A 22730-nucleotide genomic window follows, 5' to 3' on the forward strand; every position below is an offset into this window, starting at 1 on the left:
CTCCCGCTACCATTTTGAGGACGGCGCGGCGAAACACCGGTGCAGGAGTTCTCCCATGTCCCAGACCCGGATGCTCAGGTCCTTCTCATGCTTCATCAGGTTGATGAGGCAGATGGGGCATGCCACCAGAACGTCACGGCATCGCCCGGCCAGCTCTCTGGCCCGGATGCATGAGATCGACCGGCTCAGATCCGCGTAGGCATATTCGACCGGCCCGCCGCAGCAGGCGGTGTTGACGCGATTGTTTTCGGGTTCGACCACCTCGACGCCCATCCGGGACAAAACGGTCCGGGCAGGCTCCACGACACCCAGGTCCCGGGTCATCACACACGAGTCGTGCAGGACGATTCTTTCCGGAATCCCGTCCGGCCTGATTGCTGGAAAGATGGTTTCGGTTTGTGCAAGTACTTCCAGGTAATGGCGAACGTTCAGGTTGAAGCCCGGAATATAGCGGGGGTATATCTTTCGAAGCATGAAGGTGGTGTGGGGATCGACCGTCACAACCGTCTGGCTTCCGGATGCGTTGAGCGTCCGGTATACCTCTCGGGCGATGGGGACGACCGCCTCTTCCAGCCCCAGGTCGTATAACAGGACCCCGCTGTAAAGCTCGTTCTCATGGAGGTAAGCCGGCGGCGTACCGGCCCTTTTCAGGGCGGCAACAATGCCCTTGAGGGCGGATTCGGACCGTTCCCGGACATCTCCCTCGCGCCGGGCGCCCAGGCGGATAATGGGATCGGCGGCTATGGCACCGGCCATCTCGGCCATTTTCGCGAACGCCTTGACCGACAGCATCGGTAGCAGCGGCTGTGCGGCCGCTGCCATTTCCGTGGTCTGAACCACGTAGGGAAGCATCTGGTACATCCGGGCCGTATAGAGCAGCGCCGCGCCGCGAGCCGGCAGACCCAGCCCGCCGGCCCACCGCGTCCAGTACGCATTTTTCAAGCCCAGCGGATCCCCGGTCCGTTCCAGGTTGCCGCGGATGGTGTTCAGGGCCTGTGAAATCAAGACCTTAGAGTTTCGCATGTTTTCCTCCCTGAACCAACCGATCCGAAAGCAGACGGCGGCCACGCTGGATCAGTTCACAGATATCCAGATTCTGTCCCTTGCTCTTGCAAACAACCTCACAGCGGCGGCATTGCAGGCAGCTGTAAAGGCAGTATGTCAGCGCATCGTCCAATTCAAGCACGCCGTTGAGCAGGTGTTTTACAATTTGCATGCGTCCGTACGAGGAAAAGCTCTCGACGCCCCCGAAGGCCTGGTAGGTGGGGCAGACATCCACGCAAAACCTGCACGAACGGCATTTGGCCAGTTCCTGAAGAAGCAGTTCCTGTTCCCTGTCGTCTCTGTTCACAACCAGCCCTCCAGGTTCCCTCGATTGAGTATATTCTCAGGATCGAAAGTCTTCTTAAGCCGAATCAGTGTTTGGGTGTAAACCGGGCCGTACTTCTTTTCCAGGAACCCGGCACGCTGGGCCGTCAGGCCCCATTCACCGCCGCATCCGCCGTACTTGACGTTGAGGGCCTCGGTTTTTTCCCGGACCTCAAGGGTGACAGCCTTTTTCACCTCGTTGGAAATGTCTTTGGTGGGGATGAAGGCATAGCCATGGATGGTCGGCGCACCGATGTGGCCGAAGGAGTAAAACTCATTTCCCTTAAAACTGTCCAGGTTCAGAATCAGTTCTTTCGCTTCCCGGAAGGCGAGCTTGAGCTTGTCCACCCGGGGCGTAATCTCACTGCCGAAGGTCGAACCGAGCCGGTACACGTAATTTCCCGCCTCCGCCCGACTGCTCCAGATCTTATCCCATTCGGCCGCATCGGAGACGATCCGGGCTTCGATGGGGTTCGCTTTCTTGACGAATTCTAGGAAAATACGGGCCTTTTCCCGACAGCCCACCTCGGTGGCTGAGTGCATGCTCATCATGGCAACGGCACCGGGAGGGGCCTCAAGCCCCACGGCCTCAAATCCGACCTTTGAGGATTTCTCATCCAGGTATTCGAAAAACAAGGGGGTGTGCATCCCTTCCCGGTACATGGCCATCACCGTATCGAGAATCTCTTCGGTGCTGTTGAAATAGGCCACGATGTTCGCCATGTGCGGCTTGGGAATCAGGCGCATGCGGATCCGGGTGATTACGCAAAGCAGGCCTTCGGAACCCACGAGAAATTTAGTCGCCTCGATACCGGCCGGCTTGCGGGTCGATTGCGTCCCTGTTTGAAGGATCTCGCCGGTGGCCAGGACCACTTCCATTCCCAGCACATAGTCCCCCGGCTTGCAGAGGCTGGCATCCACCGCATGGGCGCTGGTGTTTACCGAAACGGAGCCGCCGATGGTGGCGATCGGTTCGCTCCCGGGAAAGATCGGCAACAGGGCGTTGTGAGGCGCCAGCGCTTTTCTGAGATTTCCGATGTGCATCCCCGGACCGACTTCAAAGTACCCCCGTTCCGGGAATATTTTCAGATCCTGCATCCGGGCCGTGTCGAGCACAATGGCGTTGGTTTTGGGCCGGCCGAGGCCGACCAGGGAGGTGCCGGACCCATGGGTGTGCACCGGAATCTTTTTGGCACTGGCATAGGTCAAAATGGCGGAAACCTCCCGACTGTCCGCCGGCCGGACCACCGCGTAAGGCATGTGGTGGGGCTCTACGTCCCAGGGCATGGTATCCTTGGCGTAGGCCAATGCGGTGGGCCGGTCGCTAAAGGCGTTGTCCTGGCCGACGATATTGACTAAATCTCTGGTAAGCTGTTTAAGGCCGACATCCATTGGTTTCTCCTCTTATTCATATGGCTTTTCCGTTTTTTTACCCGCATAAACCGTAAAATTGTGGTGCTTGAAAAAACAATCCACGTCCGCGAAACCGGCCGCTCTCATCCAGGCAAGTTGATGATCCAAAGTGGCGGGCCGGTCGCAGGCCATCCGCTGATAGATCGCGTCAAGTGCTTCTTTCTCGATGTCGGTTGAGCCCAGGTGCCGGCGCCAAAAGGACTGATAAAGCGCTTCCGTGGCCGGCGTTGCGCCCAATGCCAGCTCGGCATGGATAAAATACCCGCCGGGGGTCAGCCTCTCGAAGACCCTCTGCACCAACCGCTGTTTTTCCGAATCGGACAAATGATGGACCGACATGGCCGAAACGATCAGCGGGTGTGGGCCGGGCAGTTCTTCACGGGCGTAGTCCCGGACGTAAAAATCCACGCCTGTTTCCCCGGAAAACCGTTCCCGGGCCAGGGTCAGCATCTTTTCGGAATTATCGAGAAGGTGCGCCTCGGCCCTGGTGAACCGTTCCCGGATCAGCGCGGAAACCAGACCGGTTCCGGCACCCAGGTCAAGAAAGGAAAACCGGTCCGCCGGTGCGAAGGGAATCAAATCCAACAGGGTTCCGTAGAAGTCGTCAAAGCAGTAGATGACCTTTCGTCGGTTGCCGTCGTATTTCCGGGCCCCGGCGTCGAAAAGTTCTTTTACCGTCATAAAAAGCACCTGATCTTCAGTTTTTGGGGACCGGCTCAGCCGGCCATGATTCGGACGAGATCATTCACATCGGTCAGCGATTCCAGATGATCGACCATGGAGAACAGCTCGTCGCGGGCCGCATCCTGGATTTCAATTCCGCTGAAATCGATGCATTTGAGGAACTTGTTGCGGCACTGGTCCTCGTTCATGGGATTTTGGGGATTGCCCAGAGGCACCGGGACCCGTTCGCGGGCAACGGTTCCGTCCCCCCGGGTTATTTTCATGCGGGCCTGAAGGATATCCTTTGAAGGAAGGGTCGGATCGGCAACGACCCGGACGCGGTCGGCCAGGCGCATCACCGCGGAATCGGTGATGGCCCGGGGTTCAAAATCCTGCAGAAAGACATCGCCCCGGACAAGGGCGCACGCCGTGGTATAGGGGATGCTGAACTGGGCGTCGACCTGCGGGTTGTCCCCGATCTCAAAAGGCTTGCCCACCATTTCAGCCACCATGGCGGAAACGGACACGTCGACCTGCCCGATGGCATCTACCGGCCCCACCCGGTCCTTCAGGGCCAGTGCGGCGCCAATGCTTGAATGGGTCATCCGGCAGCTTGGATAGGGCTTGATGCTCAAATCAACAATGCTATGATGCGCGCCCAGGCCCTCGGTGACCGCTGAAGGGGTGAACACGCCCTGCTCGTATAGCGGGTAGAACCCGTATGCACCGGTGAGGAACCGCCGGCTGCCGGTGATGCCGCGGCCGGCCAGAAAAGCGGAAAGCACACCGGCGGAGGCGGCAAAACCGGGTTGCATCCGCTTGACCAGTCGGCCTTCAATCAGCCCTTGAGCGTTGCCGGAGGTCTGTCCGTATACCACACCGAGAGCGTTGAAAATCTGTTCCCTGTCGAGACCGAGAACCTTGGCGGCGGCGGCAGCGGCGCCAAAACCGCCGCAAGTGGCCGTTCGGATCCAGGAAAGGGGGCTGTCAATGGCCAGGCTGATTCGGCAGATGAGGTCCACGCCGACCACCAGGGCGGTGATCAGTTCCTTTCCCCCCACCTTTTTTCCGGTCTCTGCTGCCGCCAGTGCAGCGGGCAACACATTTACGAAAGTGTGCAGGGCCGAAGCATCAAGCGTATCGTCGAAATCCAGGGCATGCATCATGGCACTGTTGGCCATGGCGGCCAGCGGCGGCGGCGCCTGAATACCGGACAGAAACACCGAAGCGCCCTGTGCCGTCTGCCAGGTGGCGAGCAGGTCGACTATTTCCGGGCACCCCGGTGCCTGGCGTCCCGGGAAGGTCACACCGAGGGCATCCAGGATCAGTTTTTTGCAGCAACTGACCGCTTGCGCATCAAGGTCATCGAAGCCGGTACCGGCAATGTGATCGACCAGCAGTTGTTCCAGAGATGGTTCTATGGTTGGCATGTCGTCTCCGTCATTTTCCATTCGGGGGGAAGCATCCGGCATTCAACGGGCACCCCCCGGACATCGTCCGTGGGCCTGCCGCGAGGGCCTCTCCTTTTCTGAACGTACGGCCCCATCGGGGTATCAAAACAAGTCATGATCCCATTTCTCACGGTCAGGTGGCCTGCTGCCGGTGGATCAGACCGATGGTAAACCGTTTGACCAGATCGGGAACCCGAATGCAAAGGATCACGATGACGAGAGCCAGTCCTGCGATGTCCGAATAAAGGCCGGGATAAATGAGGCATCCGCCGCCGATGAACAGCAGCGACCGGAGAAGGATGGTCAGCCGGCCCCCAAGATAGTTCTGGGCGGCGCAGGCCAGGGCGAGCACCCCAAAAAAGGAGGTGATGCACACCTGGACAATCTGTCCGCTGTTGCCGATCAACAGCAAGGCGTTGTTGTAGACAAACATGTAGGGCACAATGAAGATGACCAGGGCCAGACGGCAGGCCGTGAACGAAGTGCGCATCATGGGTGCGTCTGCGATCCCGGCGGCCACGAAGGCGTCCGGCGCCATGGGCGGCGTGATGCCTGCGATGGTGGCGAAATAGAAGACGAAGAGATGGGCTGCCAGCGGGTAAACCCCGAGCTTGATCAGGGCCGGCACCACAAGAATGGACAGCACGATATAGGCGGCTACGGGCGGTACACCCATGCCGAGGATAATCGAGGCGACCATCGTCAAAAGCAGCAGCAGCAGCAGGTTGCCACCGGACATTTTGATCAGCAGGCCCGACATCATCAGTCCCAGACCGGTCAGGGTGATCATGCCCAGTACGACGCCGCCCAATGACAGGATGGCAACGACAGGCAGCGCCGTGAGGGCGCCCTGTTCGAGGCCGTCGAAAAACTGGCGGATGGTCATCCGCCGGCCGGGGCCGGCCAACTGGCTGCACAGGGGGATGGAAACGGCGCCCCAGAAAGCCGCCCGGGTCACCGAGACCTTGGAGTATACCAGAAAGAAAATCAGGACGAAAATCGGGATGAAGAAAAACCAGCCTTCTTTGAGCGTCTGCTTCAAGCTGGGGAGTTCCTCCCTGGGCATACCGGCCATGTCCAGTTTCTGGGCTTCAATGTCGATCATCAGAAACAGCCCGACATAGTATAGTATGGCTGCCAGGCCCCCGGCTTTCATGATGGTGACGTAGTTGACGCCCAGAACCTCCATGATAATGAAGACGGCGCTGCCCATGATCGGCGGCATGAGCAGGCCGCCGGCACTGGAAACCGTTTCCACGGCGGCAGCGAAATGGGGCTTGTAGCCGCTGCGCTTCATCAGCGGGATCGTGATCTGGCCGGTGCCCGCCACGTTGGCCGTGCCGCTGCCCGAAAGCATTCCGAACAGGGATGAGGCCACCACGGCGATTTTTGCAGGACCGCCGCGTACGTGCCCGAAAAGGGCGAAAGAGAGATTGATGAAAAATTCACCACCACCGGCGGCCCGCAGAAGCGCGCCAAAGAGAATGAACAGGAAGATGTACGTTGCAGAGATTCCGGCCAGCATTCCAAAAACGCCGTCGGTGGTGATGAACATGTTGCTGACGATACGCTCGAAGGAGTAGTTGCGATGGGCTATAAAACCGGGCAGCATTTCGCCGAAGCGGGCGTACATCATCGCCGCCACGGCGATCACCGGAAAAATCCAACCCAGTGTCCTGCGGGCGGCTTCGATGCACATCAGCAGAAAAACGGTCCCCATGGCCAGTTCGTACCAGGGAGGACACATGCCGCATTCGCCGATTTTCTTGAACCAGTTGCACAACACATATATTCCCATCAAAAGGACAGCGCCCGCCATCAGGTATCCATGCCAGGCAATACGCAGTTTCTTCTTTTGATCGAAACCGTAGGCCAGAAAAATCAACACCAGGGCGAAGGTCACATGAATGACCCGCTGGTTCATGGCGGTCAGTTGAAAGATGCCCGTATAAAGCTGAAAAAGGCTCATGGCAATGGCAATGACGCGGATGAGAAGTGGGGGGTGTACTGCGGGCGGTGCGGTTTGGTTCTCCATGATTGACCCCGTTTTTTCCGATTATTCGCTACGCTTCAGGTGGGCGGCCACCCATCTGCCCGACGGCGGACCCGACCTATGGTGCTTTCCGTATGGCGTTTTGCGGACGATACGCTGCGATGTCTCCGGCTGTGGGAGCGGCCGCTTCGACGGGCCCCTCCCGATCCGTTCCAAAGTGCTTCCAAGGCCTGTGGACAGGGCGTGGCGGACGTGCAGGCAAGTGCTGACGCTGCACGTCCATTCCGGTTATTCGTAATGCTCTGACCGATGATCCCAGATGCCCTTCTCCTTGTAATACCTGACCGCTCCCGGATGGTAACCGACGGGAACACCGGGAGATCCGCGGAAGGCGTTTTCCGGTGTATACATCTTGGCCATGGGATGGATGGCATCCCTGTCCCCCGGATGGTCATAAACCGCCTTGATGATATTGTAGACCAGGTCCTCCGGCAAATCGGTCCGACAGATCCACATCTGCGGCAGGCAATAGGTGTGGATATCCTGGTCGATGCCATTGTAGGTGCCTGCCGATATGGTCAGCGGTACGACATTGCTGAACTGGCTGCGCAGCCCTTGGAGCATATCGGGCTTGATGTCCAGAATCCGGATCGGGATGTCCCGGGCCAGTTCCATAACGGACGCCAGGGGTGAACCGGCGAAAATCAGGCCGGCGTCGATGGTCTGGTCCCGGAGGCCTCGGGTCACTTCCGAAAAAGAGATGTATTTCGGAGAGAAGTCGTCGAAGGACAGATCCCAGCCGTTCTTCAGGTGCTTTTTCGATACCACGTTGAGGGTGGCGCTTCCGGCCGGACCGACACCGATCACCTTCCCCCTGAAATCGGCGATGGACTCGATCTTGGATTCCTTGCGTACGATCCAGTGCACATCGCTGGTATGGCCGATGGCGATCAACCGGATCTTATCGACATCCAGGCCCTGCTCCTTGATGCCATTGAGGGTGCCCATGCAGGCCAGCCCCATTTCCATTTCCCCCCGGATCATCAAACGGGCATTTTCGTTGGAAGCGGCCGTGGATTCCGCAGCCACACGAACATTGGGGACATGGTTGTTGATCAATGAAGCGAAGCCGGCCCCCAGGAAATAATAGGTTCCCGCCGGGCTCCCGGTCCCGAAAGAGATAAATTCGATGGCTGATGCCGGCGGCGCGGCCACGACAAGAAGTGCGATTAATGAGACGCTGCTGAATTTCATGAACCGGATTAAAAAGCCTTTTACAGACATAATGCCCTCCTTTAGAATCCTTCGAATGGGGTTAGCCAAGCTCTTTGACCAAAATCGTGAAACCACTGGGCAACTGATTGTAGAGCATCGGAAACTCACGCGTGTGCTCCTCTCCGGCCGGCACCCCGGTCACATCGCCCTTGACCTTGCGGGGATACAACCCGCCCGCCGATGTACCGTCCGGCAGGAAAATATTGACGCGAAACCGCTTGGTTTCAGACGACATGTTTTTCACCGAAAGGGCCATGTGCAGACGGTCGGTGCCCTTGTATGGCTTGATGCAATAAGCGATCTTTGTAATTTCCGCCGAAGGGGCGATCTCATAATTGATATTCTGGGCGAAAGCATCTTCCTTGACCTCAACCGCCGTGGTGGCGCATCCGCAAAAACCAAAGATCACCATCGCCAACAAGACGCTTCCCATAAATCCAATCCGACTCAGCCTGGGCATAACATTCTCCTTTTCTGTGGTGGGGTTGTTTTGGTTGTGTCCTTGTATTCTGAAAATGGAAGATTATTCGGGGGATCGTTTCGAGTTTTCTCACCGTGGATGATTTTTGGTGGATACGTTCTTAACCTCCGAAGTGGTTCTCCTGCCGTATTCGGCGGTCGATTTCCTGCACCTGGTCTGCAGGCATGACCCGGGCGTATGCCTGGTAGGTAGCCAGCAGATGCCTGCGCGTCATTTCATAGGCCTCGGCCGAATTGCGTTTAATGATGGCATCGAGGATTTCCCGGTGCCCCTGGATGAACTTCTGGATTACCTGGCGTTTGAGCCGGGTTCGGGTCAACTCGATGATTGTGGCGGAATAGGATTGGGTGATCGATTCCGTGATGAAGATGATAATCGGGTTTTTGGTGATTTTGGCGACTTCGCAGTGAAAAGAAACATTCGTCAACCGGGCGTCTTTGCGCGAGTTGGGAATTTGAGATTCGGCCCGGTCCAAAAGCTGCCGCAGCCGGTCAATATCGTCGTCACTGCGGTACTTCGCGGCAATTTCCGACGCCCGCGGTTCGATATAGAGGCGCGCATCGATCAGGTGCGAAAAACCAATGTGCCCCATGTGAATGAGGTTGCGAAAATTTTCGGTGATCGGATCCGAATTGGGTTCCGACACGTATGCACCGGCATATACGCCTCTTCGTATTTCGATCAGGCCGGCGCTTTGCAGGTTCCTCAGAGCCTCACGGATGGTGACCCGGCTCACCTGGAACTGGTCCACCAGTTCCCTCTCCGAAGGCAGCTTCTCACCGGGTTTAAAGGTTGCATCCGCAATGGAGGATTGGATCGCGTTTTTCACTTCCTGGGAAAGCAACGGTTTTTTCAGGGACTTGTAGCCTGCCATGTCGACGTCCTTTCCAGTGGGTCGATGGTGTCAACGACTAATGTCTGTCGTTCGACGTCTGTTGTCATACCACTATAGGAACCGCATTCCGATGTCAAACCTTTTCCGAAAAAGGGGTTGAAGGAAAGCGGTCGGTCTGTGGTCTGTGTTTCCTGGTCTCTGGTTGCGGGTTTGTGGTTGCTGGTCGCCACTCAAAGCCACAGACCAGAAACCACAAACGACAAGCCGGGCTTTAACCGGCGTTCCGGCCCAGTTCCAGCCCCAGTTCCAGGGCCTGGTGGTTCATCTCCAGAAAACCCGACGGGATGCGCTGCTCCAGAACCTTCATGATCGACGCCGGCTGCACCAGGCCGGTCATCCCCACCACCGCCCCCAGCATGCAGATGTTGAACACGATCGGCTTGCCGATCCGGTCCATGACCGTCTCGTACATGGGCAGCTGACGCTGGCGGGCGTCCACCTTCAGCTGCGGCCGGACGAAACGCGTGTCCATGATCAAAAGACCTCCGGGGCGGATGATGTCGTAAAACGTGTTGTACGACTCCTGGGTCAGGCACACCAGCACGTTGGGCTGGATCACCTTGGGAAAGTTGATCTGGGTGTCAGAGATGATCACGTCGGAGCGCGTCGCACCCCCGCGCGCCGCGGCACCGTAAGCCTGCGTCTGAACCGCCGTCAGATCTTCGTGAAGCACCGCCGACTCGGCAAGGATGATCGCCGCCGTGATCACCCCCTGGCCGCCAGACCCCGAAAACACCATTCTGCATCGTTCCATCTATCGTCCCCCCATGGCCCGCTCGATGATCCGGTTGTACTCGCTGCAGTACTCGGGCTTGTCCGTCTGTACGAATATACCCCGCTCGATCAGATCCGGGTTCTCCGCCTTTTTCTTCGAGCCGATGGGCACCGTCATCTCCTTCATGCGCGTCATCATGTCCACGGCGCTGCCCAGCCGGTTCTTGCGTCCGAAGTAGGTCGGGCACTGGCTCATCACCTCCACCACCGAAAACCCCTCGTGCAGCACCGCGCTGCGGATGATGTCCGCCATCTGCTGCACGTGGTAGGTCGTGGTGCGCGCAACGAACGTCGCACCGGCCGCCCGGGCCATCTCCACCACGTCGAAACCCTGGTCGATGTTGCTGTACGGCGCCGTCGTCGCCATCATCCCCGGGCCCGTCAGCGGACTGTACTGGCCCCCGGTCATCCCGTAGATGCGGTTGTTCATCACGATGGCCGTGATGTCGATGTTGCGCCGCGCCGCGTGGATGAAGTGGTTGCCACCGATGGACAGCGCGTCCCCGTCGCCCATGGGAACGATCACGTTCAGCTCCGGCTTGCTCAGCTTCACACCCGTGGCGAACGCCAGGGCCCGACCGTGGATCGTGTGCAGGGTGTGAAAATCCATGTACCCCGAAATGCGCGACGAGCAACCGATGCCCGACACCATCACGATCTCGTTGCGGCTCATCCCCAGCCGCTCCACCGCGCGGATCAGGCCGTTGAGGACGATCCCGTGACCGCAGCCCGGACACCACAGGTGGGGAAAAAACCGCTCCCGGATATAGTCGTTGACTGCCATCTTAGACCCCCTTGCCCTTGATCAGGCGAAGTATGTTCTTGATGTCCGTGGGCGTGATGAACGCGCCGTCGATTCGGTTGGCCAGAAACACCCGCTCCGGGTGGTCCACCGTGGTCTTGACCATCTGGCACACCTGCCCCATGTTCATCTCCACCACCACCGTGGTCCTGGCCGCGTTGCAGTACTGGCGGATGACCTCCGCCGGAAACGGCCACAGCGTCTGCAGTTCCAGAAGGCCGATCTTCTCTCCGCGCGGCCGGAGGCTCTCCACGATGTGCAGCGCACTGCGCGCTGACGAACCGAACGACACCAGCACCGTCTCCGCGTCCTCCAGGTAAAACGTCTTGTAGCGCGCCATCTGGGCCGCGTTGTTCTCGATCTTGTCCACCAGGTGACGCAGCAGCCCGTGAACGATCTTGGGGTTGTCCGACGGAAACCCCCACATGTCGTGCACCAGCCCGGTCACGTTGTAGCGGTGAACCCCGCCGAAGTCGCTCATGGGCAGCCGCCCGTCTTCGCGCGGCAGGTAGGGATGGTAGTCCACCCCCCCCTTGACCGCCGTGCGCAGCCGCTCCACCAGCGGGATCTCCCCCGGCTCCGGGATCTCAAGCCGCTCGCGCATGTGGCCCACCACCTCGTCGAACAGCAGCACCACCGGCGTGCGGAAGGTCTCGGCGATGTTGAAGGCCTCGACCGTCATGGCGAACACGTCCTGGTGGTTCGACGCCGTCAGCGCAACGATGCTGTGGTCCCCGTGGGTCCCCCAGCGCGCCTGCATCACGTCACCCTGGCTCACGTGGGTCGGCACCCCCGTCGACGGACCCCCGCGCTGGACGTTCACGATCACGCACGGAATCTCCGCCATCACCGCGTACCCCAGCGCCTCCTGCTTGAGCGAAAACCCAGGCCCCGACGTGGCCGTCAGCACCTTGTGCCCGGTCAAAGACGCGCCGATGACCGCGCACATGGAGGCGATCTCGTCCTCCATCTGGATGAACTTGCCGCCGATCTGCGGCAGCCGTTTCGATAAATGCTCGGCAATCTCCGTCGACGGCGTGATCGGGTAGCCGGCGAAAAAATCCAGCCCCGCGTAAAGCGCCCCTTCCACGCAGGCCTGGTTGCCCTGGATGAATTTAATCTGTCTGGTCATGGCTTTGCCTCTGTTGCCTGGTTTCTCAGTAATGTCTGGTAAACCGTTGGTTTGCAGTGCCTGAATTCAGGAGGCCGAATCCAGAATTCAGAAGGAAAGGATGTCGCCTTCGGCGGCACCGATTTATTCTGACTTCTGACTCCCGGCTTCTGGCTTCTGATCCGCCACCGTCACCTCGATGGCCAGGTCCGGGCAGCGCAGTTCGCACAGCCGGCAGGCGATGCAGTCCTCAATACGCACCGCCACCGCCTTGTCCTGAGCGTCCAGTTCCAGTACCGACTTCGGGCAGAACGCCACGCAGATCCCGCAGCCCTTGCACCAGTCCCGGTTGATCCGGTGTTCCTTCAACTTTGTTTTTGGCATGTGTCTTCCCCGACTTTTTACCCTTTCGTTCATGCTTGGCAGGATCTCGTAAAGAGGCCTGTTTTCCAACCGCCGCAAAATGGTGCCCTCATAGAAGCTCGATAGCCCCTTGTCAAGAAAAAGCGAATTGTTTTCCGGCCTTTTGGGGTTTTAAAGCTCGAAAGGTCAAATTGCTTTGTTTTTCAATGGGGTAATGAACAGCCTGCAGCCGCAGGCAGCCGGTTGGAAAAACGGGCAGGCCGGGCCTGGAATTGCGTTGGTCCGGCGAACGAAGTGAAAAGGGCACGGGAGCGCGTTTCGGCAACGCAGGCAGCCACTAAATATAGGTAATCAAATCCGGATCGTTCTGGGCCTCCAGGTGCGCCACGCAATTGAAGAGCACCAGCCACAATTGATCCTGATGATGGCGCAGCACGGTAATGGAGGTATTGCGCAGTTCCCAGCCCAGGCGGACCGTCTGTTCTCTGGAGGTGTCCAGGGTCCGGCGCAGGGCGACGGCCGTGGGTCCGCCGGAGGTGAACACGACCACTTTCTTGTGGTCCTCCAGCTTGCGCACCAGCTTGTCGATGGCACCGCCGATTCGCTCCCTGAACTGCTGCGCCATTTTAAGGCGCGTGTCAATCTGGACAGGCATCATGTCCGCCTTTTCGGCAACGTCGAAGATCCGTCCGATAGCACCGTGGTCGGTATGGATATGCTTCATCTGCTCTGATAGCTCGGGGTCTTCCTTGATTACGGTGAACAGGCGATTCATCATCTGGTCGGAACTGTCCATTTCATTGAAATCCGCATCGATGGTCAGCTTCGGCGTCGATTCACCATTCATCTGGTCCATGGCGATGGTGGCGGTCTGCACCTGCCGCCTCAGTGCGCCGGAGTAGGCGGCATCGAACCGGATGCCGGTGTCGCGGAAGTGCCTGCCCAGCAACTCAGCCTGCCGCTCACCGACAGTGGACAGCCGGTCGTACGCCGGCTGACCGAATGACGCCTGACCATGCCGAACAAAATAGATTTCATTCATCCGGGTACCTTATTCACTTTTTGGAGTTATCGGTTTGCATTGCGGAATGCCCGCCAGCGCGGCATCGACAAGGAAGGTTCTAACCGGTTTGAAACAGGACCGACCTTATTGGATCCGATTACGGATAATTATCCCAGGCGGATCAGAATCGTCAAGAAAAATGAATATTGATTCATTTCGCTTGTGCCGGCAGCGATCGGGAAGTAGGATAGCGCCGACGGGCAGCGCCCGAAATTTCAAGTACCCTTAGATGTGACCAAGGAGCCGTTATGATATCATCAACCGTTGCAGTCGTTCGCTATCAAAAGCCCCGGGAATCCGTAAAACACGCCGTAGACCTGTGCCATGGTCTGGAGAATCTGAAATCCGGCATGCGCGTGTTCATCAAACCCAATATCGTTTTCTGGACCCGAGCGGTCGCCTTCCCCAAATGGGGGGTCATCACCACCTCGCGGGTCGTGGAAGACATGGTCCGGCTGCTGAAGGACAAGGGGGTCGACGATATTACCATCGGCGAAGGCATGGTCACCCAGAACCCCAAAGACGGCCGGACGCCGGCCCATGCCTTCGAGACCCTTGGCTACAGGGTCCTGGAACGGCGATACGGGGTCAGGACGATCAACGTCTTCGAGCGTCCGTTTGAAGGAGTGGACCTGGGAGACGGTGTTTCACTGAACTTCAACACGGATATCCTCAACTGCGACCTGGTGGTCGATCTGCCCGCCATGAAAGCCCACAACCAGACTGTTGTCAGCCTGGGCATCAAAAATCTCAAAGGCACCATCGACATCCCTTCGCGCAAACGCTGCCACAATGCGGATCCGGGCAAGAACCTGGACTTCATGGTGGCCCGCCTGGCCGACCGGCTGCCGCCGGTGTTCACCCTCATCGACGGCATCTATACCCTGGAGCGCGGCCCCGGCCCCGACGGCAGCATGCGACGCAGCGATATCCTGGTGGCATCATCGGACATCCTGTCGGCAGACATGGTCGGCGCACGGCTCCTCGGCTATGAACCGGACCAGGTGCCCCACCTGGCCCTGGCCGCCGCCAACCGCGGCCGGCCCACGGACCTTTCCGACGTTCGGGTGGTGGGCGCGGCGCCAGAGGATCTGGCCCGGCCGCATAATTTCGATTTTCCCTACACCAGCGATGAACACGGTGAACTGCCGGCTTCGCTGGCCAAACAGGGCATCAAAGGCGTGTTTTACCGCAAATACGACGATACCATGTGCACCTATTGCAGCCAGCTCAACGGCCTGACACTCACGGCCATTCGCTTTGCCTGGAAAGGGCAGGCCTGGGACCGAATCGAAATCCTCACCGGCAAACGCATGGATCCGACGCCGGGAATGCAGGCCACCATCCTGCTGGGCAAGTGCATGTACCAGAAGCACAAAAACAACCCGGACATCAACCGGATGATCGCCGTCAAGGGGTGTCCACCCCGACCGTCGGACATCGTCAAGGCCCTGCACCAGGCCGGCATCGATGCCGATCCGGGCCTGTTCGAAAATATCGACCAGCTGCCCGGATTCTACATGGCCCGCTACCAGGACCGGCCGGAGTTCGAGGAGGGCTTTTTCCGGGTGGAAGACTGAGGTCGGAAGAAAAGATCAATAGGACTGCATGGCGTCAAGCAAGAAACCAAGAAAACGGATGGATTTCAGACGCCTGCGGGTTGGAAGGGTTCGTAAACCGTTCAAGATCAAGGATTGCGAGTTCCAAGGATTGGAGGCGTAAGGGTTTACGCCGCAATGACGCGGGATGAAGCGTAACGCAGATATCGGATGTGTTTTACGGAGCCGCTGTTAGTCATAGGTATCCCAAAAATGAGATATCTGTACGGCGTTGGCCCCGCCGTCCATCATCAAGGTCTGCCCGAACCATCGGCGCAAAGCCAGATCACACGGCCCGCATCGTTACACCGCGCTGGCCCCGCCGTCCACCATCAGGATCTGTCCGGTGATAAAACCGGCACCCGGTGAGCACAAAAACAAGACCGGATGCACCACGTCCACGGTTTCGGCGATGCGGCCCATGGGAATCGCCCTGACGATCTCCTTGAGCAGGTCGTCGTTGGACCAGAAAGGCTGTGAGAAACCGGTGCGCACCATGCACGGCGCCACGGCATTGACCTGGACGTTGAAGGGCGCCAGTTCCTGGGCCAGGGTTCGGGTCATCATCTCGATGGCCGCCTTGGCGATGCCATAGATGCCCATGAACGGGGCAGCCCGCCGGGCGGCGATAGAGGTGATGCTGACGATCCGGCCCGCCTTCTGCTCCCGCATCAGCTGCGCCGCTTTTCGGGAACACAGCCAGGTGCCGGTGAGGTTGGAGTCGACAATCTTGCTGAACAGGGCCGGTTCGGCATCCACCACCCCGGTGATCAGGTTCATGCCCACATTGTTGACCAGTGCATCGACCCGGCCGAAGTGCGCCACGGTCTGGTCGAAGAGCCGGTCCACGTCGGCTTCACGGGCGACGTGGGCCGGAATGGCCAGCAAACGATCCCCCCCGTCCAGTTCAGCCGCGGCCGCATCCAGCCCCGCCTGCTTGCGGCCGCAGATGACCACCCGGGCGCCCTCGGCCAGCAGCGTTCTGGCCAGGTCCAGACCGATGCCCCGGCTGCCGCCGGTCACCACCACGACGTTTCCCTCTAATCCGTACGAAATGCTTGCCATTGTTGTCTCCAACATATCGATTGAGCGTTCGGATAACCGAACCAGGTTATGAATCTGATTCGATTTTATAACAGGATTCTATTCATCTTGACTTCACCTAATGGATTCCCTATGAAAAGTCAATCGGGCGCCCTTTAAAGAAACGCACCGGCGCGCCCCGCCGTCACGTCCGCCTGAGAACAGAAAAAAGGATTGGAGACCCTATGGCAAGCCGATTCGGCGGATATACGGGAAAAATACTGGACATCAACCTGTCCACCGGGGCCATCGGCGAGTATCCGATCTCCGACAAGGATCGGGAGCGATTTCTCGGCGGCCGGTTCCTGTCCACCAAGATCATGTGGGACCAGCTTACGCCGGGCACCGATCCCCTTTCCGAAGAAAACATTCTCATTGTCATGACTTCGCCCCTCACCGGCACCGGGGCCCCGTCCACCAGCCGCTACGACATCTCCGCCAAAAGCCCCCTCACCGGTGCCGTGGGCCACTCCAACAGCGGCGGCAGTTTCGGTATCCGCCTCAAGCGGGCGGGCTGGGACGGCATGATCGTCCGCGGCAGGGCACCCGGACCGGTCTATATCGAAATCGATCAGGACCGCGTGGCCATCCACAACGCCGAAGAACTCTGGGGGTTGGACACCCAGGCCGCCCAGGCGGCCATGGGCAAGGGCGGCACCCTGGCCATCGGTCCGGCCGGGGAGAACCGGGTCAAATTCGCCACCGTGGTCTCCCAGGAGCGCAGCCACGGCCGTACGGGCATGGGCGCCGTCATGGGGTCCAAAAACCTCAAGGGCGTCGTGGCCCGGGGAAAATGCAAGATCCCCATCCGCGACAAAACGCGTTTCAAGAAAAGCGTTAAAAAATGGACCCGCATGCTCAAGGGGCACCCGGCCACCGGCGAGGCGGCACCCCGCTACGGCACTGCCGTTTTTCTCACGGCCCTGTCCGCCGGCAACGCATTGCCCACCCGAAACTTCTCCCGTGGAAGCTATGAAAACGCCGAAAAAATTTCCGGTCAGCGGCTGGCACGGGAGTACCTGGTCAGAAACGACGGATGCGCCTCCTGCCCCATCCGCTGCGGCCGGGTGGTGGAACTGGACGGCAAGAACGTCAAAGGCCCCGAATACGAAATTCTCTGCCTGATGGGCGCCAACCTGCTGATCGACGACCTGGAGGCCATCATCCGCTGGAACTACGAACTGGACCTTCTGGGCATGGACACCATCACCGTGGGCAACCTGCTCGGCTTTGCCATGGAACTCAATGAAAGAGGCATGTGGGACAACGGCCTCCGCTTCGGTACAAAGGAGAACATCTCCGCCGTTATAGAAGACATCGCCTACCGCCGTGGCGTCGGTGCGGACCTGGCCGAAGGGGTAAGAGCCCTGTCCGAAAAATACGGCGGTCAGGCCTTTGCCGCCCATGTCAAAGGCCTGGAGATCGCCGCCTACGAACCCCGCGCCTCGGTGGGCCACGGCCTGGGCTATGCCACGGCCAGCCGCGGGGCCTGCCATCTGGACGGCGGCTACCTGATCTACCTGGAGGTGACCGGTCCGGTGACCCTCGACCCCCTGCACCGGCGCTCCAAACCCGGGTGGGTCATCCTGGACCAGGACCTGCTGGCCGCCATCAGCGCCGGCGGCAACTGCCTGTTCACATCCTGGACCTTCGTGCCCAGGATCGCCTTTACCCTATCCCGCTTTCGCTGGGTGGCCAAAACCATCACCCGGCTGATGACCTTCTCCTGGCCGGCGGTCGAGCTTCTGCTGAAAGTGCCGCCCTTTTTCATGCGATTCCACCTGCCCCTGCTGCCCCACACCAAAGTGATCAAACAGGTGACCGGCATGAAAATGGATTTCGGCCGCTTTTCGCGGGTTGGTGCTCGCGGGTACACCCTGGAACGCCTGTTCAACCTGCGTGAAGGCATCGGCAAGGCGGCCGACACCCTGCCCAAGCGGTTTACCGGGGATCCGTTGCCGGGCGCCGGGAAAAACTCGGGGGTCCCCATCGAGCAGATGCTGCCCGCCTACTACCGGCTCAGAGGTTGGGACACGGAAGGCGTTCCCACTGAGAAAACCGTGAAAAAACTGGGATTGGACGTTGTGGATCTGGACGCCTTAAGCGACTGAAACACGCCCGCCATCGTAAAAAAGCCCCGTTTTATTCACCTTCCAAATGCCTGGTTCCTCCATATCAACGGCCACCCCCTATCCCATTCCATGGCATCCTTCACCCGCCGCGATCAGGTGAATCGGTTCGATCGGAATTATCGCGGACTGTCAGGATAATTTTATCCAGAAAAATAGTCCACCGGCCTAAAGGTTGGATAAAAAGCGCCAATAAACAACAGGCAACAACGATGCTACATCGTGGCATATTTCTCTACATAGTGCCCATCCATAAATGGCCAATTTGTCCGATATCTGCGTTGCGCTCAAAATTTTATCCTTGGAATATCAGGCATATGCCTGCGGTAAAATTTTTCGCGCGCCTTGATCTCGACCCAATTTTCCTATTTCTGGATGAACACGACCTACAACAGGAGGCACCATCATGCTGAATCGGCTGTCCGTCAAAGGCAGAATGTATATCATCAACATATCGATCCTGGTTCTGTTCGTCACCATGGTCCTGTTTTCAGTGAGCAGCAGCAGCGGGGTCAAGGACCTGGGCATCGAAAAAACCGGCGAGGTGATGCTGACGGATCAGAAGGCCAAGCTCCAGGTGGCTACCCACACGGCGGCGATGATGATTGGTACAGCCATCAAGGGTGTCACCGATAAAGCGGAAGCGGTCGCCGTCATCCGCAGCCTGGTCGATGAGATCCGCTATGAAAGCGACCGGTCAGGCTACTTTCTTGTGTACGACGGTACCACCAATGTGGCCCTGCCCCCCAAAAAAGAGCTCCAGGGAAAAGATCTGGCGGGAATCAAAGATAAAAACGGCGTAATGATTGTCCAGGAAATGCGTGACAGGGCCAGGGACGGCGGCGGGTTCGTAAACTACATCTGGTCCAAGCCGGGAGCCGGCGACACCCGCAAACTGACATATGCAGAGATGATTCCGGGAACCAGCATGTGGATCGGCACCGGCGTCTACCTGGACAACATCGACGTCTACCAGGCCCGGATGGCCGATGAAATCGGTTCCATGGTCTCCAGCCGCACCACCCGCATGGTCCTGGTGTCGGGCATCATCTTCGCCGCCATCATTGCCCTGTGCCTGTCGATCGCCTTCGGCATCGTGCGGGCATTGAAGGAGATGATCGCCAGCTTCCAGGACATCGCCGAGGGCGAGGGGGACCTGACCAAGCGCATCGAGATTGCCTCCAGGGATGAAATTGCCGAACTGGCCGGCTGGTTCAACACGTTCCTTGAAAAGCTCCAGCCGATGATCAAAAAAATTGCTGACAACGCCACCCACATGAATCACTCGTCGGCAGCGTTGTCCGACATTGCCACCATGGTGTCCCGCGGTGCCGGTGAAACCTCCAGCCGGGCAAACAATGTGAGCACAGCCGCCGAAGAAATGAGCGCCAGTCTGAACAACGTGGCCGCAGCCATGGAACAATCGTCAACCAACACCTCCATGGTGGCCACCGCCGCCGAGGAGATGACCGCCACCATCAACGAGATCGCCCGGAACGCCGAAAAGGCCCGATCCATCTCCGAGCAGGCCGTGCACAAGGCCCGGGACACCTCCGGTCAGATGGATGGTTTAGGACAGGCCGCCCAGGGCATCGGCAAGGTGGTGGAGACCATCACCGAAATCAGCGAGCAGGTCAACCTGCTGGCCCTCAACGCCACCATCGAGGCGGCCCGGGCCGGCGAGGCCGGCAAGGGTTTTGCCGTGGTGGCCAACGAAATCAAGGAACTGGCCAAACAGACCAGCGAGGCGACCCTGGAGATCAAGGAAAAGATCGCCAATATCCAGGGCAGCACCGACGGCACCGTCAAGGGCATCAACGAGATCACCGGGGTGATCGACAGCGTCAACGACATCGTCGGCACCATCGCCACGGCCGTGGAGGAGCAGAGCACCGCGACCCAGGAAATCGCCAACAACATCGCCCAGGCGTCCCGAGGCATTCAGGAGGTCAACGAGAATGTCAACCAGAGTTCCACGGTGGCCGCGGACATTACCGGCGACATCGCCGTGGTCAACCAGAGTTCCAGCGAGATGGCCAACAGCAGTGACCAGGTGAAGGTCAGTGCCGACGACCTCAAGGGCATGGCTGAAGAATTGAACACCATCGTGGGCAGCTTCAGGGTTTGATCGCTTCGTTTGGGCATGAAGTGATCTCAAACGGATCTTGGCCCGGCTCCAGATCCGGTCGAAGCCGCTCTCCATGGCTGACAATCACCGCCTGCTTGCTCGATTACATAGAGAAAGGGGCACGGCATGAATACGAATCGAACAACGAACAGCCGGCCGTCAACCAGGGGAGACCGATTGTTTCGGTGCCGGCGGATCACGCTTGCCATGGCATCGTTGGCCGTCACGGCCCTGCGGGCACTTCAGGCAGGCGGTCCGGCACCCGGCCCCGCCCGGGCGCCAGCGTCAGGAGAAGCGACGGCGCCAGCGAAATTCTCATCCGCCGACCCCCTGCACAGGTCCATCAGCATCGATGGACTGGACTATCTTGCCGGAAGCAACCAGCATTGCTCCCGGCAAGCGATCATCCGTTAACCGGCCTGCACCGCAATGCGCCTGGGCGTGGCCTTTTCGACCTTGGGCAGGGTAAGCCGCAGCACCCCGTCACTGAGCTTTGCATCGATCTTTTCCTGGGCGATGACCTCGGACAGGGAGAATTGGCGGTAATAGCGCCCGGTTTCATATTCCACGTATATCTTCTCGCCGGGCGTCCCCGCGGCGGGCCCTACCTCTCCCGTCAGCGTCAGGGTATCGTCGCGAAGATCCACATTGAGATTATCCGCCTTCACACCGGGCATATCCGCCAGCAGCGTGATGGCTTTTTCGGTCTCGAAAATATCCACATTGGGGGTAAACACCGGGCCCGGCTTGGTCTGCTCGGCGGCTGAATCCAATGGCTGCTTTTCTCTGACCTTCAGTTCTTTTGACTCAGACATGATCCGTTCCTCCTTTACTGTCCGGGTTATTGAACCGCAATCTGTCGGGGCTTGGCCTTTTCCGCTTTGGCGATGGTCACGGTCAGTACGCCGTCCGCCAGCCGGGCCTTGACGTTTTCGGGATCGATGTCGCCGGGCAGGGCAATGGCCCGCGAAAAGCGCCCTGCTTCACGCTCCCGGCGATGATATCGGGCATCGGCATCCTCTTCAGAGATCTTGCGTTCGCCGGCCAGGCTCAATTGATTGGCGGTGACATTGAGGTCCAGGTCCGCGGATTTAACTCCCGGCAGTTCCGCACTGACGTAAAAAGCCTCTGCATCCTCCGTGATGTTCACCGCCGGATAGACACCGGCTCCGACACGGCCGGACTGCCTGTCCCCGAAGGCGTCGAAAAGCCGCTCCATCTGACGCCGCACACCGTCAAGATCTGTGTAGGGAGCACCGAAGCGCTGACCGGGAGCACCGAAAAGCGTTCTGTAAATCATTACCTGCCTCCTTTGGTTGTGGGTCTTTCCAACCCGTCTGATTTTTCCAAAGAATATTTATCGATTTGACGTTGTCAATATAGTAGAAATATTTTTTAATTGCATTATTTTCTAAAAATGTTGTATAAAAGTAATTACTAAAAAGCGCCGTACGTGGAGATTGAATATGAATCCGAAACACACGAAAAGTAAAAATCAGTCCCTGATGTTTATTTCCAGTTCGGGCCTTCGCGGCCGGCAATCGGTGCGAGCCACCTTCAAGCTCTCCTCGGGGTGCATCGAGGCCATCAGCATTGTTGCCGCACAGTTGGGCATCAAACAAAAATCCCTGTTCGATCATCTGGCCCAGGACAGCGAGTCACTCAACGCCATTGCCCGGGAGGTTCAAAATGCCCGGGTCCGGCCTGAAAACCGGGTCCAGAAAACCTACGTGATCAGCCGAAGTTCCCTCTCGCTGCTGGATGAAATTTCAAGGGCCTTCAACGCGCCCCGCGATGCACTGGTGGAGTTCTCGGTAAGACGGTTGCTGCCGGTAATCGACAGGGAACAAAAAAAGTATGAAATGCGCAAGGCGGCCTTCTCCGGAATCCAGCGGCATTTCAATAAAGGAATGCAGCTGCTCGAGCAGATGAGCGATCAGTTGGGGGAGGACGATCCGGTCGTCACCCGGATGGCATCGGTGATGGATACTTACACCGTTGCGGCCAAAGCCATGGCGGCCTTTCTTGAGCGAACCCAAGGCATCGAGGATTTCGATCCGGACGATCTGAACCAGATTGAGGTGCAGTTTGAGTGATAGGATCGCCCCACGGCCGGCACCTTCACGGCCGCAACGTGGCG

Annotated in this window: 22 protein-coding genes; 5 read left to right on the forward strand and 17 right to left on the reverse strand. The window is 58.7% G+C overall.

The window, feature by feature from the left end; translation table 11 throughout:
- Positions 1 to 6: 6 nt before the first annotated feature.
- From DSCA_RS11845 to DSCA_RS11910, 14 genes are all read right to left on the reverse strand, one after another.
- Positions 7 to 1023, reverse strand: coding sequence for a (Fe-S)-binding protein (locus DSCA_RS11845; protein ID WP_155316631.1), 1017 nt, complete (start codon positions 1021 to 1023; stop codon positions 7 to 9).
- Positions 1010 to 1351, reverse strand: coding sequence for a (Fe-S)-binding protein (locus DSCA_RS11850; RefSeq protein WP_167527735.1), 342 nt, complete (start codon positions 1349 to 1351; stop codon positions 1010 to 1012). Before DSCA_RS11850 ends, DSCA_RS11845 begins: the two co-directional genes overlap by 14 nt.
- Complete coding sequence (locus DSCA_RS11855) at positions 1348 to 2760, reverse strand: FAD-binding oxidoreductase (protein WP_155316633.1); 1413 nt, start codon at positions 2758 to 2760, stop codon at positions 1348 to 1350. Before DSCA_RS11855 ends, DSCA_RS11850 begins: the two co-directional genes overlap by 4 nt.
- Before the next feature lie 12 nt (positions 2761 to 2772).
- Positions 2773 to 3462 (reverse strand): class I SAM-dependent methyltransferase, encoded by a 690-nt coding sequence (locus tag DSCA_RS11860; protein WP_155316634.1) that lies wholly within the window; start codon positions 3460 to 3462, stop codon positions 2773 to 2775.
- Between the two features lie 35 nt (positions 3463 to 3497).
- Complete coding sequence (locus DSCA_RS11865) at positions 3498 to 4874, reverse strand: MmgE/PrpD family protein (RefSeq protein ID WP_167527736.1); 1377 nt, start codon at positions 4872 to 4874, stop codon at positions 3498 to 3500.
- 154 nt (positions 4875 to 5028) lie between these two features.
- Positions 5029 to 6930, reverse strand: coding sequence for a TRAP transporter permease (locus tag DSCA_RS11870; RefSeq protein ID WP_155316636.1), 1902 nt, complete (start codon positions 6928 to 6930; stop codon positions 5029 to 5031).
- A gap of 246 nt (positions 6931 to 7176) precedes the next feature.
- Complete coding sequence (locus DSCA_RS11875; protein WP_155316637.1) at positions 7177 to 8172, reverse strand: TAXI family TRAP transporter solute-binding subunit; 996 nt, start codon at positions 8170 to 8172, stop codon at positions 7177 to 7179.
- A gap of 31 nt (positions 8173 to 8203) precedes the next feature.
- Positions 8204 to 8596 (reverse strand): hypothetical protein, encoded by a 393-nt coding sequence (locus DSCA_RS11880; protein WP_155316638.1) that lies wholly within the window; start codon positions 8594 to 8596, stop codon positions 8204 to 8206.
- 148 nt (positions 8597 to 8744) lie between these two features.
- Positions 8745 to 9518 (reverse strand): FadR/GntR family transcriptional regulator, encoded by a 774-nt coding sequence (locus DSCA_RS11885; protein ID WP_155316639.1) that lies wholly within the window; start codon positions 9516 to 9518, stop codon positions 8745 to 8747.
- A gap of 232 nt (positions 9519 to 9750) precedes the next feature.
- Entirely contained in the window at positions 9751 to 10293 is a 543-nt protein-coding gene (locus tag DSCA_RS11890) for a 2-oxoacid:acceptor oxidoreductase family protein (protein ID WP_155316626.1), read from the reverse strand.
- Positions 10294 to 11097 carry a 2-oxoacid:ferredoxin oxidoreductase subunit beta gene (locus tag DSCA_RS11895; protein ID WP_155316627.1) on the reverse strand — a complete coding sequence of 268 codons (804 nt, stop codon included), beginning with the start codon at positions 11095 to 11097 and terminating at the stop codon, positions 10294 to 10296.
- A gap of 1 nt (position 11098) precedes the next feature.
- The gene (locus tag DSCA_RS11900; RefSeq protein ID WP_155316640.1) at positions 11099 to 12247 is read right to left on the reverse strand and encodes a 2-oxoacid:acceptor oxidoreductase subunit alpha; all 1149 of its coding nucleotides are present in this window, start codon (positions 12245 to 12247) and stop codon (positions 11099 to 11101) included.
- A 123-nt stretch (positions 12248 to 12370) separates the two neighbouring features.
- Positions 12371 to 12610: a 4Fe-4S dicluster domain-containing protein gene (locus DSCA_RS11905; RefSeq protein ID WP_155316628.1), complete on the reverse strand. Its 240-nt coding sequence runs from the start codon at positions 12608 to 12610 to the stop codon at positions 12371 to 12373.
- Between the two features lie 316 nt (positions 12611 to 12926).
- The gene (locus DSCA_RS11910; RefSeq protein WP_155316641.1) at positions 12927 to 13631 is read right to left on the reverse strand and encodes a histidine phosphatase family protein; all 705 of its coding nucleotides are present in this window, start codon (positions 13629 to 13631) and stop codon (positions 12927 to 12929) included.
- A gap of 269 nt (positions 13632 to 13900) precedes the next feature.
- Here DSCA_RS11910 and DSCA_RS11915 point away from each other — a divergent pair, with 269 nt between their 5' ends.
- Entirely contained in the window at positions 13901 to 15232 is a 1332-nt protein-coding gene (locus tag DSCA_RS11915; protein WP_155316642.1) for a DUF362 domain-containing protein, read from the forward strand.
- A 321-nt stretch (positions 15233 to 15553) separates the two neighbouring features.
- Here the strand turns inward: DSCA_RS11915 and DSCA_RS11920 are convergent, their stop codons facing one another.
- Positions 15554 to 16315 (reverse strand): SDR family NAD(P)-dependent oxidoreductase, encoded by a 762-nt coding sequence (locus DSCA_RS11920; protein WP_167527737.1) that lies wholly within the window; start codon positions 16313 to 16315, stop codon positions 15554 to 15556.
- Positions 16316 to 16518: 203 nt separating this feature from the next.
- Here DSCA_RS11920 and DSCA_RS11925 point away from each other — a divergent pair, with 203 nt between their 5' ends.
- From DSCA_RS11925 to DSCA_RS11935, 3 genes are all read left to right on the forward strand, one after another.
- Positions 16519 to 18444, forward strand: a complete 1926-nt coding sequence (locus tag DSCA_RS11925) for an aldehyde ferredoxin oxidoreductase family protein (RefSeq protein ID WP_155316644.1) — start codon at positions 16519 to 16521, stop codon at positions 18442 to 18444.
- A gap of 424 nt (positions 18445 to 18868) precedes the next feature.
- Positions 18869 to 20590 carry a methyl-accepting chemotaxis protein gene (locus tag DSCA_RS11930; protein WP_155316645.1) on the forward strand — a complete coding sequence of 574 codons (1722 nt, stop codon included), beginning with the start codon at positions 18869 to 18871 and terminating at the stop codon, positions 20588 to 20590.
- Positions 20591 to 20716: 126 nt separating this feature from the next.
- Entirely contained in the window at positions 20717 to 21004 is a 288-nt protein-coding gene (locus DSCA_RS11935) for a hypothetical protein (protein WP_155316646.1), read from the forward strand.
- Here DSCA_RS11935 and DSCA_RS11940 read toward each other — a convergent pair.
- Positions 21001 to 21405: an Hsp20/alpha crystallin family protein gene (locus DSCA_RS11940; RefSeq protein ID WP_155316647.1), complete on the reverse strand. Its 405-nt coding sequence runs from the start codon at positions 21403 to 21405 to the stop codon at positions 21001 to 21003. The two genes, DSCA_RS11935 and DSCA_RS11940, sit on opposite strands and share 4 nt — an antisense overlap.
- A 26-nt stretch (positions 21406 to 21431) precedes the next feature.
- A complete protein-coding gene (locus DSCA_RS11945) occupies positions 21432 to 21890 on the reverse strand; it encodes an Hsp20/alpha crystallin family protein (RefSeq protein ID WP_155316648.1) in 459 nt (152 codons plus the stop codon).
- A gap of 166 nt (positions 21891 to 22056) precedes the next feature.
- Here DSCA_RS11945 and DSCA_RS11950 point away from each other — a divergent pair, with 166 nt between their 5' ends.
- Positions 22057 to 22686, forward strand: a complete 630-nt coding sequence (locus tag DSCA_RS11950; RefSeq protein WP_155316649.1) for a hypothetical protein — start codon at positions 22057 to 22059, stop codon at positions 22684 to 22686.
- Positions 22687 to 22730: the final 44 nt, after the last annotated feature.

The organism is Desulfosarcina alkanivorans, from assembly GCF_009688945.1.
In the GTDB taxonomy this organism is placed as follows: domain Bacteria; phylum Desulfobacterota; class Desulfobacteria; order Desulfobacterales; family Desulfosarcinaceae; genus Desulfosarcina; species Desulfosarcina alkanivorans.